General features: G+C 38.0%; 16 protein-coding genes. 5 read left to right on the top strand and 11 right to left on the bottom strand.

Annotated features, from left to right (window positions below):
* Positions 1-12: 12 nt before the first annotated feature.
* Positions 13-705 carry an NAD-dependent deacetylase gene (locus ABH942_RS01580; protein ID WP_370029247.1) on the bottom strand — a complete coding sequence of 231 codons (693 nt, stop codon included), beginning with the start codon at positions 703-705 and terminating at the stop codon, positions 13-15.
* Positions 702-1,061, bottom strand: coding sequence for a winged helix-turn-helix transcriptional regulator (locus ABH942_RS01575; protein WP_370029246.1), 360 nt, complete (start codon positions 1,059-1,061; stop codon positions 702-704). Before ABH942_RS01575 ends, ABH942_RS01580 begins: the two co-directional genes overlap by 4 nt.
* A 131-nt stretch (positions 1,062-1,192) precedes the next feature.
* Here ABH942_RS01575 and ABH942_RS01570 point away from each other — a divergent pair, with 131 nt between their 5' ends.
* Complete coding sequence (locus ABH942_RS01570; RefSeq protein WP_370029245.1) at positions 1,193-2,002, top strand: DNA alkylation repair protein; 810 nt, start codon at positions 1,193-1,195, stop codon at positions 2,000-2,002.
* A 33-nt stretch (positions 2,003-2,035) separates the two neighbouring features.
* Here the strand turns inward: ABH942_RS01570 and ABH942_RS01565 are convergent, their stop codons facing one another.
* Together ABH942_RS01565 and ABH942_RS01560 are read right to left on the bottom strand one after the other, a co-directional pair.
* Entirely contained in the window at positions 2,036-2,821 is a 786-nt protein-coding gene (locus ABH942_RS01565) for an anti-sigma factor domain-containing protein (protein WP_370029244.1), read from the bottom strand.
* Entirely contained in the window at positions 2,821-3,351 is a 531-nt protein-coding gene (locus ABH942_RS01560; RefSeq protein WP_370029243.1) for an RNA polymerase sigma factor, read from the bottom strand. The genes ABH942_RS01565 and ABH942_RS01560 overlap by 1 nt, the downstream gene beginning before the upstream one ends.
* A gap of 54 nt (positions 3,352-3,405) precedes the next feature.
* On the opposite strand from ABH942_RS01560, the gene ABH942_RS01555 reads away from it, so the two are divergent.
* A complete protein-coding gene (locus ABH942_RS01555) occupies positions 3,406-4,086 on the top strand; it encodes a TrmH family RNA methyltransferase (RefSeq protein ID WP_370029242.1) in 681 nt (226 codons plus the stop codon).
* 5 nt (positions 4,087-4,091) lie between these two features.
* On the opposite strand, the gene ABH942_RS01550 is transcribed toward ABH942_RS01555, so the two are convergent.
* From ABH942_RS01550 to ABH942_RS01535, 4 genes are all read right to left on the bottom strand, one after another.
* The gene (locus tag ABH942_RS01550; protein ID WP_370029241.1) at positions 4,092-4,850 is read right to left on the bottom strand and encodes a carboxypeptidase-like regulatory domain-containing protein; all 759 of its coding nucleotides are present in this window, start codon (positions 4,848-4,850) and stop codon (positions 4,092-4,094) included.
* An 86-nt stretch (positions 4,851-4,936) separates the two neighbouring features.
* Positions 4,937-6,850 (bottom strand): DEAD/DEAH box helicase, encoded by a 1,914-nt coding sequence (locus ABH942_RS01545; RefSeq protein WP_370029240.1) that lies wholly within the window; start codon positions 6,848-6,850, stop codon positions 4,937-4,939.
* A gap of 100 nt (positions 6,851-6,950) precedes the next feature.
* A complete protein-coding gene (locus ABH942_RS01540; RefSeq protein WP_370029239.1) occupies positions 6,951-7,523 on the bottom strand; it encodes a non-canonical purine NTP diphosphatase in 573 nt (190 codons plus the stop codon).
* A 291-nt stretch (positions 7,524-7,814) separates the two neighbouring features.
* Complete coding sequence (locus ABH942_RS01535) at positions 7,815-8,120, bottom strand: hypothetical protein (RefSeq protein WP_370029238.1); 306 nt, start codon at positions 8,118-8,120, stop codon at positions 7,815-7,817.
* Between the two features lie 168 nt (positions 8,121-8,288).
* Between ABH942_RS01535 and ABH942_RS01530 the strand changes: the two genes are divergently transcribed.
* From ABH942_RS01530 to ABH942_RS01520, 3 genes are all read left to right on the top strand, one after another.
* Positions 8,289-9,383, top strand: coding sequence for an MBL fold metallo-hydrolase (locus ABH942_RS01530; RefSeq protein WP_370029237.1), 1,095 nt, complete (start codon positions 8,289-8,291; stop codon positions 9,381-9,383).
* Between the two features lie 491 nt (positions 9,384-9,874).
* On the top strand, positions 9,875-10,033 hold the full coding sequence (locus ABH942_RS01525) for a hypothetical protein (RefSeq protein ID WP_370029236.1): 159 nt from the start codon (positions 9,875-9,877) through the stop codon (positions 10,031-10,033).
* 54 nt (positions 10,034-10,087) lie between these two features.
* Positions 10,088-10,363, top strand: a complete 276-nt coding sequence (locus tag ABH942_RS01520; RefSeq protein WP_370029235.1) for a hypothetical protein — start codon at positions 10,088-10,090, stop codon at positions 10,361-10,363.
* Positions 10,364-10,423: 60 nt separating this feature from the next.
* Here the strand turns inward: ABH942_RS01520 and ABH942_RS01515 are convergent, their stop codons facing one another.
* From ABH942_RS01515 to ABH942_RS01505, 3 genes are read right to left on the bottom strand one after another with little or no spacing between them, the layout of a single operon-like run.
* Complete coding sequence (locus ABH942_RS01515) at positions 10,424-10,969, bottom strand: hypothetical protein (RefSeq protein WP_370029234.1); 546 nt, start codon at positions 10,967-10,969, stop codon at positions 10,424-10,426.
* Between the two features lie 4 nt (positions 10,970-10,973).
* Positions 10,974-11,666 (bottom strand): response regulator transcription factor, encoded by a 693-nt coding sequence (locus tag ABH942_RS01510; protein WP_370029233.1) that lies wholly within the window; start codon positions 11,664-11,666, stop codon positions 10,974-10,976.
* Positions 11,663-13,024, bottom strand: coding sequence for a sensor histidine kinase (locus ABH942_RS01505; protein ID WP_370029232.1), 1,362 nt, complete (start codon positions 13,022-13,024; stop codon positions 11,663-11,665). Before ABH942_RS01505 ends, ABH942_RS01510 begins: the two co-directional genes overlap by 4 nt.
* Positions 13,025-13,163 lie beyond the last annotated feature (139 nt).

Raw genomic sequence — 13,163 nt, 5'->3', positions numbered from 1 at the left:
AAAAAAGCGATATTAGGCAAGCACAAGCAGCTTTTCTTTTAAGATTTTCATGCCTTCAGATGCTGTTTTGGCAATAACTTCTAGTTCGTTGCTTAGGTTCGTGATTCGGGCAGGTTTTAAATCGATATAATATAAAGGCGTTCCCGGTTTTGCAAAATCAACCAAACCTGCAGCTGGATACACTTGCAATGAAGTTCCTACTACGGCAAAGAAATCGGCATCGTGCGTGATTCTTACGGCTTCATCCAGTGCTGGTACAGCTTCACCAAACCATACAATATGCGGACGGAGCTGGTGTCCGTTGGCGTCGAGATTTCCTAAAAACAAATCGTCTTCCCAATCTATGATATGGCGGTGATTTTGGGTGCTGCGTGCTTTGAGCAATTCTCCATGCAGGTGCAATACTTTGCTGCTTCCGGCTCTTTCATGGAGATCGTCTACATTTTGCGTAATGATATGTACATCGAAATGCTGTTCCAATTCCGCCAGGATTGTATGGGCAGCGTTGGGCAGGACTTCTTTAAGCTGTTGGCGTCTTTTGTTGTAGAAATCCAAAACCAGCACAGGATTTTTTTTCCAACCTTCTGGTGAGGCAACTTCCATAATGTCGTGGCCTTCCCATAATCCGTCTGAGTCGCGAAAAGTTTTGATGCCGCTTTCAGCACTGATTCCGGCTCCGGTAAGAACTACAAGTTTTTTTTTCATAGTGTTTGTGTTTCAGGATGTAGGGTTTCTTTTTCCAATAGTAATTTTCCCCAATCGTTTAATTGCCATAAAACCAGGACGAGCTTTTCTCCTAATTCTGTCAAGGAATATTCTACGCGAGGCGGCAATTCATTAAAAATTTCTTTGGTTAAGATACCGTCATTTTCCATTTCTTTCAATTGCTGGTTCAATACACGTCTATCTACTTTGGCAATACCTCTGAGAAATTCACTAGGGCGTTTTTTACCTTCGTTAATCTGCCACACGATAGGGATTTTCCATTTTCCGGATATAGAATTTACCGCAATTTCTAACGGACATATTTTATTTTCGGTTGCTCTTTCCTTTGCTTTCATAAAATTGATTTTTTGTTCACTAGGGGATAAAAATATGCGGTATTGTTTATCTGCACCGGATTTAGGATTTTTACAAAAATAATCAAAGAAAGATTACAAGATATATCATTCTTGAAGAAAGACTATAGGTTATGGCCGAAACAAAAAGAAAAGGAGCACGTTCCGCAAAAGATATTCCCAAAGCTATTCTGGAACAGTTGAATGCAGGGAAAATTGAAACCGCAAATCTGGTGGAATGGCTAGCAGTCGATCAAAAAATACTACTTAAGAATTTGCTGGAAGAGAAAGAGAGAATATCTTATTTAGCTCTTGTTTTAGAGGATATAGAGCGATTAAAAAAGCAAACGGTGAATACGATTAATGAAACCATTGGAAAAGGACTTTATAAGCAGGCTTTACAGGGCGATGATTCCCGATTTTTAATGGAAATTGTTTCGCATCCTTCCGATTTAGTTCGTTGTTGGACAACTTATTATATTGCAAGTGATGAGAATTGTACTTTAGAAGAAACATTGGAATTGATAAAACCGTTTGCCGCTGATAGCCATTTTGGAGTAAGGGAAATTTCGTGGCTTTCGGTTCGAAAATTAATTTCAGAGGATATCAGTCAAAGCATAAAAATCCTTTCAGAATGGACAAAAAGCAAGGATGAGAACGTAAGACGTTTTGCAAGCGAAGCAACCAGACCTCGCGGAGTTTGGTGCGAACATATTGAGTTGCTGAAACAACAACCGGAATTAGGCCTGCCAATTTTGGAACCCATGCGTTCTGACAAGGCAAAATATGTGCAGGACAGCATAGGCAACTGGCTCAATGATGCCAGTAAATCACAACCCAAATTTGTAATGGAACTTTGTGAAAGATGGTGCAAAGAATCCCCATGTAAGGAAACCGATTATATCATTAAAAAAGCACTCCGTACCATCGAAAAGAAAGCTTAGCAACTCAGTACCTTAGAGCCTTAGCCACTTAGATTAAGCTTTCCCTAAAGTATAAAGCTGTCCTAAAGTAGGCGATGGGCTACCGCCAGCCGGTTCGAGCGTAATTCCGAAAGCTTCTGCCTCATTTGCATTTTCAACTGTAAAGAAACGTTTTGTATTGCCTTTGAAATTTTCAAGAAGTCCGATACTTGTCGGAGTCAGCGGATTAAGTTTTAATGCCCAAACCTGATAAACCATTCCTTCAGGCGGTTCAGGAAGGCCCGTAGCATCAATATGCACGGCTTTGGTCGACTTGTTCCAATAGACTTTTGAGTAGGACAGTGGTGAAACTTCTTGTCCTTCCATAGCGACTATCGTATTGCTGTTATCGCGGACAATTGCGAATGCGGCTTCCGTATTTTTGTTTTGCAGATCGAGGTCGGATACAGACTTTTGCAATTTACTTTTTTCTGTTTCTATCGTTTCGATTTTAGATTTTTTATCTTCTAATTGTACGTATTGATATCCAACGCCAATCATAAGCAATATGGATGCTGCCCAACCCAAATACAGACCGATACTTGGTTTTGACTTTTCATCGGTTGTTATTTTGTGTTTGATTAGTAATGAGGCACGTATCTTTTCATAGTTTTCTGAAGAAAGGAATGGAGCCATGCTTTCAGAAAAATTGATGATGGCTTTTTCTATCGAGATAATTTCATTACGAATGTCTTCGTCATTTTTGGCCATTTCTGTGACTTTGCTGAATTCCGGCTCGTCCAATTGTCCAAAAACATACAATTCTAAAATACCTGACTCTATGTATTCTTGCTTGTCCATTATACTTTTAAAAAGTTTCTTAAATCATTAATACAATTTCTGTTCTGTGTTTTTACGGTGCCTAGCGGAATCTGTAATTCTTCCGATGCTTCCTGTTGCGTATATCCTTTAAAGAATAGCAGATCGAGAATCTGTATGCATTTCGGTTTCAATTTCTTGACAAATTCTTTGATTCCAATCGTATCAATTTTATGATTCAATTTGTTACTGTCATCGAGAAGATGTACGAAATTATCAGACGAGAGGTTTTTTTGTCTGTTGTTAAATCCTTTGGAACGAAGCCTGTCTATAGAAGTATTTCGGGAAATATTGAGTATCCAGGTGTAGAATCTTCCTTTAGATTCATCATAGCTGTCGATATTTTTCCATATTTTCACAAAAGTTTCCTGAAGAATGTCTTCAGCTTCCTCATGATCGCGTATCAGATTGTAAATAACGCTAAAAAGACTTTTAGAGTACATATCATAGAGCAACGTAAAAGCTCTATCGTCTTTTTTATAAATTTGCATCAGCAGTTCTTCCTGAGTCATGGCCAGATTTTAGGTAAGCCAAGTTAAGGAAACTATTTTATAATCCACTTATTAATGAAAGAAAAAGACTGGGAAATTGAATATCTGTCCTATCTGGAAGGATTTCTGACAGAAAACAGGGTAGAGAAGTTTTTAAAGATATTGGAACAACGTACCAATCATTTTACGATTGCATTGGAAGACATTTACCAACTTCACAATACCAGTGCCGTTATGCGCAGCTGTGAAGTGTTTGGTATCCAAAATCTTCATGTTGTTGAAGAAAAATATGGAAAAACAATTGATAAGGAAATTGCTATGGGAGCCCAAAAATGGGTTGATGTTAGCCGATACAATTCCAATGCCGATTGTGTGAAATCCTTAAAAGAAAAAGGCTACCAGATTATTGCTACAACGCCTCACAATGATTCCTGTTTATTGCATGAATTTGATATTACGAAGCGTTCGGCACTATTTTTTGGTACCGAAAGAAAAGGGCTTTCTGACGAAGTGATGGACGAAGCCGATGGTTTTTTGAAAATCCCAATGGTTGGCTTTACGGAAAGCTTGAATATTTCGGTTTCGGCAGCGATAGTGATTCAGGATATAACGAGCCGTTTACGCCAATCGGATATAGATTGGAAGTTAACAGAAGATGAAATATTTTCTAGAAGATTGGCATGGGCTAAAAACTCTATCCGTGATATCAAAAGGATAGAACAGCGGTATATGGAAATGAATAATGTTCCGGAATAGGAATATTATTTTTTACCTTTCAGAATTTTATATTCTTCGTAACATTCGTTGATGGCATCCATGATTTGCAAATCGTTGGCCGTTTTGACAAAAGCTTCAGAATAGTTGCAACGTTCCAAGATTTCGGCAATTTCATTAGGAGTAACGCCCAATAAGGCACCTAAAGTTTCTCTGTCAAATTTGGAAGCCAGAAGATTCTTTACGGCATCATCCTTTTTCATTTCTTTCAACCTTTTTAGTTCGGTAGGTTTTTTTCCGAAGAAATTATAAAGCATGTCGGCAGGGTTGAAAATGGAACCTACTACTTTTGAAAAGGCACCCGGAGAATATCTTCCCATTTCATAGCCTTGTGAAAGTCCTGAAATACTGTATCTGTAGTTTTCTTTTATAGGAATGATTTTATAATCAATTTCCAGATATCCGGTCAAGTTGTATTGATTGATGACTACTTCATCTAAGGCATAAGCCTTTTCAGTCATTTTAATTTTTGTGCTTTTGGTTTTGAACCAGTCATTAGTAACTCTTACTTTAATGGATTTGTATCCCAGAGTCGAAATGTGAAGTGTATCGTTTACTTCGGCAACCAGCTCAAAATAACCACTTGCATTCGTTGTCGTTCCTTTAACCTTGTTGAGGTTAATTACGCTAACGTCTGCCAGGGGGAGCAAAGTATTGTCGTTAATTACTGTAGCCGAAATTTTTGTATCCTGTGCAAAAGCAAAAGAGGTTACGAAAAAGAAAAAGAAAACTGCAAAATATCTCATAGCCTTGTTAGAAGCGTTAAAAGTAATAAAACTCTTTAAGATATTTTGCAGTCTGTATATAATTATAAGAAAATTAACTAAAAGATTTAGTCTCTTCTAGTTCTTCTTGCTTTCGGAAATTCCGATCTGTTTTCAGGACGTCTTGGAGAACGTTCAGAAAAACCACCTTCTCTTCTTGGACGATCAGAACGGTCTGAACGATCTGAAGAAAAACCTTCGCTTCTGCGTGGTCTATCTGATGAACCGCCTCTGTCGCTTCCGCTTCTGTCACTTCTGAATCCACCTTCTCTTCTTGGAGCTGAATTTCTGTCGCTTCTGAATCCGCCACCGCCGCCAGATCTGTTTCCTCTGCCGTTGTGGTCTCTTCTGGAGCTGCTTCTGCCACCTCCGTCATTTTTAGAAATCTCAACATTAATACGTCTTCCTTCCATTTCGATTCCGTTCAATACATCCATTACTTTGTCTGCATGTTCAGCATCAGTATTGAAGAAAGAGAAACCTTCTTTTACGTCTACTTTGAAAACATCGTCACGTCCAAGATCTAAAGTTTCTTTTAGGAAATCTTTTAAAGACATCCAATCGAAATTATCTCTGGAACCAATGTTTACGAAATAACGTACTGCACCACTGCTATCTCTGGAAACACCTTCGCTTGAAGGACGTCTTTCGCCAGCAGATTGTGCAGAAATATCTCTGTTTTTCTTGTAGTAGTTGATGAAACGGTTGAATTCTACCGAAACCATTCTCTTAATCAGTTCTTCTTTTGTAAGAGCTTCAAAAACGTTGTTGATAGCCGGAAGATAGTTGTCAATTTCATGATCTACTTCTGTATCCTTAATCTTGTTGGCTAAGTGCAACAATTGGATTTCGCAGATTTCGATTCCTGAAGGAATAGACTTTTCTTCAAATTTCTGCTTGATGATTTTTTCGATAGCAGAAATCTTACGCAATTCGCTTTTTGTTACGATTACGATAGAAGTTCCTAATTTTCCTGCACGTCCGGTTCTTCCTGAACGGTGGTTATAGGTTTCTACTTCGTCAGGAAGCTGGTAGTTGATAACGTGAGTTACGTTGTCAACGTCAATTCCACGAGCCGCAACGTCAGTCGCTACTAGCATCTGGATTTGTCTTCCACGGAATGATTTCATAACGCCATCACGCTGTGCCTGAGATAAATCTCCGTGCAAAGCAGCGGCACTGTATCCGTCTTCTATTAATTTTTCAGCAACTGCTTGTGTATCTCGTTTCGTACGGCAAAACACCACAGAAAAGATATCCGGATTAGCATCAGCCAATCTTTTCAATGCTTCGTAACGATCACGAGCATTTACCAAATAAAATTCGTGTGAAACTGTTGCAGAACCAGAGTTTTTGGTTCCTACAGTAATTTCTAATGGTTCGCTCATGAATTGTTTTGCAATTCTAGCTACTTCTGCTGGCATCGTAGCCGAGAATAACCATGTGTTTTTGTCGTCTGGTGAAGTTGAAAGGATGTTTACGATATCTTCATAAAAACCCATATTCAACATTTCGTCTGCTTCGTCAAGTACGCAATAGCTGATTTGTGAAATGTTCACCAATCCTCTATTGATCATGTCTTGCATTCTCCCCGGGGTAGCTACAACAATTTGTGCTCCTCTTTTAATTTCCCTAGCCTGCTCTGTAATGCTGGCACCGCCGTAAATCGCAACTACATTAATACCTTTTTCGTACTTAGAGTAGTTTTTGATTTCATTTGTAATCTGCAAACAAAGTTCGCGTGTTGGTGATAAAACCAACGCCTGAGTATTTCTATTGTCGGCATCAATCTTTTGGATAAGCGGAAAACCAAACGCTGCTGTTTTCCCTGTCCCTGTCTGAGCCAACGCAACCATGTCTGTGTCTTGTGCCAATAATAGGGGAATCGCTTTTTCCTGCACCTCTGTCGGATTTTCAAATCCTAGATCTAAAATCGCCCTCTGCAGCGACTCACTCAATCCTAATTGTTCAAATTTGTTCATATATTTATTTAAAATAGGGTGCAAAGGTACGTTTAATAAATCATTAAAACTAATGCAAAAACGAAGTTTATTTTTTTATGAGTGATTGAAAATCAGAAAGTTATTTTTTTAGGTGCTCGATAAGTTGCCTCACAGCTTGCGCTCGATGGCTCACTAAGCTCTTTTCATCGAGTGAAATTTGCGCAAATGTGTAGGAAAAACCATCAGGAAGGAAGACAGGATCGTATCCAAAACCATTAGTTCCTCTTCGTTCTGTAATGATGGTGCCAAATATTTTTCCGGTAAATAATGTCTGTTCTCCGTTAAGGTTCAATGTTATAACTGTTTTGAAATTGGCTTTTCTGTCCGTTTTGTTTTCCAGTTCCAATAAGAGTTTGTCAATATTGTCCTGATCGTTTTTATGTTCGCCAGCATAACGGGCAGAGTAAACGCCGGGAGCACCGTCCAAAGCATTGACTTCCAGTCCTGAATCATCAGCAAAGCAGTCATAGCCATAGTTTTTGGTAACATAGTCTGCTTTTAGGATAGCATTGCCCTCAATTGTGTCAGCCGTTTCAGGAATATCTTCATGGCAACCTATATCTTCCAGACTTAATATCTGAATGCCTTCTGGAAGCAGATTTTGTATTTCTTTAATTTTGTTTTTGTTGTTCGAGGCGAAAACGAGTTTCATGGATTTATGGTGTAAGATTTTAGATTTAGGATTTTTGATTTATGAATGCAAATGTACTTCAATCGAAATATATTTAAGATTTGTGATTTAAGATTTATGAATGTAGATGTGCCTTAAATCTATTTTTTATTTGAGATTTCTGATTTAAGATTTTTGAGGATAGCGGTAATAAATTTGGCTTCAATCCTAAATCAGAAATCTATAAATGTTCAGGATCTATTTTTGATTTATGTACATCATGAAATGTACTTCAACCCCAAATCTAAAATCTTACATCATAAATCTAAAATTCTAGAGTTCGTTGATTTCTTTTTTAAAAAAGTTTACATAAAAGAAGTGAGCAGGATCCAGTCCTTGTTCAAGTAGGGCAGCATTGATAAGTCCAATCTTTTCTTCGTCGAGTTCTTCCGGATTTGAGAAGTTGAGAAACGTGACAAACTCTTCGCTGTTATGAAATTTAAAGCTGAGAGGCGTATTCAAGGAATATTGCGTAATCTTAAAATCGAGCTTACTTCCGAGTTCCCGAATATGCTGTTCTGATTCTATGAAACCGTTTTTAATCAGGGATTCGATGATGGTCTTGAAATTATCGTTCATGATGGCTGATTTATAAAATTGTCTTACTAATATACGATTTAAAAATGAAATAGCAGTTATGCTAAATCCAACAGCATTTTTTGATTTTGTTATATTATATTTAGCATAGCTTTTATTTTTTGAATCCAATTTATCGATAGCTTTGGCGTAGTTAAACCCTGAAATCAGATGACTTTTATTTTTACTCTCTGTGTCCTATTGGCAATCTCTGTCTTTTTATTTTTTAATCACCCGAAATTTGGAAGACGGCCGTCGGGTAAACGAGTTGAACGTATCAAACAGCTTTCGAATTACGGAAAAGGCCAATTCCAGAATATTTCTGATACGCCTGATCTTACAGATGGAGCTAATCTATATACCGTTTTAAAAGACTTTTTCTTTGGCAAAAGCAAACGAAATATTCCTTCGGGTGTTATTCCTTCACAAAAAACCGATCTGAAAAATCTGGATCCCGAAAAAGATGTGCTGGTGTGGTTTGGCCACTCTTCTTATTTTATGCAGTTAAGCGGAAAGACTTTTTTGGTTGATCCGGTGTTTAGCAATCATGCTTCACCATTGTCATTTACTGTCAATGCGTTTAAAGGTGCGAATGTTTATAGTGCCGCCGATATGCCTGAAATTGATTTTCTACTCATTTCGCACGATCATTGGGATCATTTGGATTATGATACCGTGCTCCAACTGAAACCAAAAATAAAAAGAATCATTACCGGCATAGGCACAGGAGAGCATTTTGAGCGCTGGAATTTTGATATGAAGATTGTCGACGAGCTTAACTGGCATGAGTCATTGGATATGGGCTCAGGCTTTAAGATTCATGCAGTTCCGGCTCGCCATTTTTCAGGTAGAGGCTTTAAGAGAAACCAGGCAATCTGGTTGGCTTTTGTACTCAATACGCCACAAAAAAGAATATATGTGGGAGGTGATTCCGGCTACGATACTTTTTTCAAGCAGACAGGTGATGCATTTGGACCATTTGATCTTGCCATATTGGAATGCGGACAGTACAACAAGAATTGGAAATATATCCACATGATGCCAGAACAGACCGTACAGGCAGCATTAGACCTAAATGCTAAGGTTTTACTTCCGGTGCATTGGGCAAAGTTTCCGCTGGCACTTCACGATTGGGACGATTCCATCATAAGAGCAGTCGCAGCAGCAGAAAAGAGAGGACAACCTATAGTGCACCCGATGATTGGAGAAGTACTGGATTTGGATGTATTAGATAGTAAGGTTAAATGGTGGGAAGGAATTGATTAGTTGGTAGTGGATAATGGATAGTTTATAGTGGATAGTTGGTAGTGGATAGTTTTTAGTTGGTAGTGTGAGTCGCAAATCTAAAATCATAAATCACAAATCTTACTATCACAAATCCAAAATCCATAATCCTATAAAAATGCAAAAGCCGACCTGGAGCGATCGACTTTTGCGGTGAGAGCGTAACCCTGTTTCCAGGTCTCTCGCTGCAAAAGTAATCTTATTTATTAGAACCGCAAGAATTATTTAATTAAAAATTTATAGGGAATAGATTATAGTCACATCTAAAATCATAAATCTAAAATCACAAATCCTAAATCCAAAATCATAAAATCCCAAATCTCTAAAAAATCTCATTACACGTTTCTTCCTCGTTGTTACAAAATGTGTTGTTTTTATATTAAATTTATATTAAACCCGCATTCTCATTGCGTATTTTGTCGTATCTTCATGACGAATTAATAATTAATAACCCAAAATAATACGCACAGAAAATGAAAACAAAAAGCCTTTTATTGATCGGAATCGTAGGTCTCTCATTAGTGACCATTGTAAAAACGGTATTAAACAGGATGGAAATCTTCGATGAAGAAGAGGAAGACCAAGAATTAGACGGTCAAGATGAAGAATATGGCTTTCCACTTTTCATCTAATGTAAAGTTTATTCGAGTTAGTTAGTTTACAAATCATTATTAAAAAACAGCGCTATGACAAACAAGAAATTAGTTTTAGGAATAGCGGCGGGAGTCGCAGCCTTAGCAGTAGTAGGAGTAATTTGCCACAAAAAAGGATATGTTAACTTTGGATCGATGCTTGACAAAGCAGGCGATATGGCCGGAAAGGTAAAAGATACCTTAGGCAAGATAAAAGATTCGGCAGTAGCCGAAGCAGATTCCATGATTAAGGAAAGTAAAAATATTGCCGGAAAAGCCATCGATGCTGCAACCGGAATAAACGACAAGGCTTCAAACGCTGTTAGCTGATTTGATTCATTGTTAGTTTGGAAACGGCTGAATGTTTAACATTCAGCCGTTTTTTATTATCTAGTTAGACAATGCTTCTGAAATCTTCTCACCCAAAGCGACAAACTTGTCTACAGCGCTATTGGAGTTTAATTCTTTGTTTACAGTGCCTTTTAGTCTTCCATCAGATAATGTAAAGCTGTAAGCCGCTTCGCCATCTTCCAATTTTTTCCATGTATAGGTGTCCCCCTTGCTGTTCAAATGGTCTTTTTCAAGATTGTCCATCAAAATTTTTCGAACCTTTTCAGTCTTATAGTCGTCAAAACTGGCCCTTATGGAATACGTAAAATCTGAATTTTGGATAGAAACAGATGTAGAACTAGAACTACTACTAGAACTGCTGCTTTTTTTACTACGGGTTTTAGATTCTGCTTTTACAGGAGTTGATGAGTCGGTAGAAACATAGGTCTTTCCATTAATTGTTACTACTGAAGTAGTGTTTGAAGAAACCTTGGTCGATGTTGATGGCGTCGACGGTGTTGGTGGTGTTGGCGGTGTAGGTGTAGTCTTCTGTGCGCTTGCCATATAGCTGCAAGCCATAAATGCGATGGTGATAATTAGTCTCATAATGTTATTCTTTAATGTTAAACTCAAAACCCAAGCCTCTCACGCTTGGAATAGATATGGCAGAATCTTCGCTGAAATACTTTCGTAATCGGCTAATAAAGACATCCATGCTTCTGCCGGAAAAGAAATCGTCGTTGCCCCAGATTTCTTTCAGGATATCTTCTCTTTTTACAAGCTTGTTTTTATTGGCATATAAAAATTGGATCAGGTGTGCCTCCTTTTCCGTAATTCGGTGTGTAACTTTTTCATGTGTCAATAGATAGTTTTCGCTATCAAAAAAATATTGCCCGATTTTGAATTTTTTATCCGCTGTGTGCTGTGGCGCCGTTTTTTGCACACGCTTCAATATATTCGTGATTCGCAATATCAATTCTTCTACTTCAAAAGGCTTGACGATATAATCATCGGCCCCAAGTCTTAACCCTTTTATCTTGTCTTCTTTCATGGATTTAGCCGTCAGGAAGATAAAAGGCGTTTCCGGATAGGTGTCAACAACCTTTTCAGCCAGCGTAAAGCCGTCCATTTGTGGCATCATTACGTCAAAGACACAAATGTCAGGTTGAGTATCGGGAAACAACTTAAGAGCTTCTTTGCCGTCTTTTGCCCAGGTAACTTCAAATCCGGAGAATTCCAGGTACTGCTTCAAAATCGAAGCATAATCGAAATCGTCTTCTGCTAATAGGATATGCTTTTTCATAAGGGTAGGGTGATTAAAAATAGGGCTCCTTTGTCTTCTTCGCTTTCTACTTTGATTGTGCCTTTATAGGATTCTATGAGTTGTTTGACATAGAATAGTCCAAGTCCAAGTCCTTTGGTTTCATGTATATTTCCTTTTTCAATTCTGTAAAATTTATCAAAAATGGCAAGTTGTTCTTTAGAGGCAATGCCTTGTCCATTATCCTGAATGCTCATTATAAAATTATTTTTCTGGGCTTTCATTTCAATATCAATTTCTGTTGCTCCATATTTTACTGCATTTTCCAATAGGTTTACGATAATCGTATTCAGATGGAATGGATCAATTTTGGCATGGAGGCTTTCTTGTTCCTGATGGCAGTTAATAGCGATGTTAGGATGCGAAAGTTTGAAATCTTCAACAATATCACGGATTTCGCTGCAATTAACTTCTTTAGCATTTTCTGTCTGGGCTGTAGGAAGTAATGAAGCATCGGTGACCTGGCGGAACAGCTTCTGTAATCTTTCATTTTGCCTTTCGAGCAAAGACAGTGTGTGTCTGTAATGTTCTTCTGTCATGTTACTTTCTTTGCGCTGCAAGGTTTTGATTGCAATGTCCATTGTTGCTAGCGGAGTTTGAAATTCGTGGGTAATATTGTTTACAAAATCGGTCTTGATGTCGGCAATACGTTTTTGACTGATAAGGTTTTTGAGCGATAAATAATAAAGATAAACCACAAACGCCATAAGCAGTATAGAAAAGATTAGTAGTCCTGCCATCTGGCTAATTACCGTCATCTGCCAATTGGCAACGCTATAATAGGTTTCACTCTTGATAAGGAACTTAAAATCTTTTTTTAATGGGGCAAGCAGACTGTCTTTAACGCTTAATTCTATATCGCTTTCCCATCGGCCGGTAGAAGCTGATATTTCCTCTTTATTTCGGATGTGGTTTCCGCTTACAAACAGTTTGCCTTTGTAAAAGGTTTTCATCTTTTGATTTTCAAGAATCGTAGCCGAATTGATATAGACTGAATAACCGATATCATAATCACCGGGCTTTTTCACTTTTGTCATATAATCTGACATAAGGTTGCTTAACGAATCTGACTTTTGAGTCATGAAAGCCACAAATTCTTCTTTTTTGACTCTCTTATAGGCATAGTCCTTAATAAATTGGCCACAAAGTCGCATCCAGGCATTGTTAAGTTTATACCACTCATCTGTATCTTCCAATTCAAAAAGCTGCTTCTTGATTTTGGCGCTGACTTCTTTTTCGGTCAGTTTATAGGTGTTGTATATAAAATAGCCCTGTATAGTCGCCAGTGCGGCTACGGTGAAAATGCAGGAAGCTATTAATAACATTATTTTTCGTTTCATGACAAATGCTGGTTTGTTGGGACAAAGCTAGGAGTTTATTGGTTTTGGCGTACTAAAAAACAAACCGTTAACCCTTCTTTAACCAAATCTGTAGTGACGCAAAGATATACTCGCACAGTAGATACGGGCTGGGACATAC

Source organism: Flavobacterium sp. 28YEA47A, from assembly GCF_041262125.1.
In the GTDB taxonomy this organism is placed as follows: Bacteria; Bacteroidota; Bacteroidia; order Flavobacteriales; family Flavobacteriaceae; genus Flavobacterium.
Note: the sequence above shows the minus strand (reverse complement) of the source record. Positions and strands in the feature narration are given on the sequence as shown.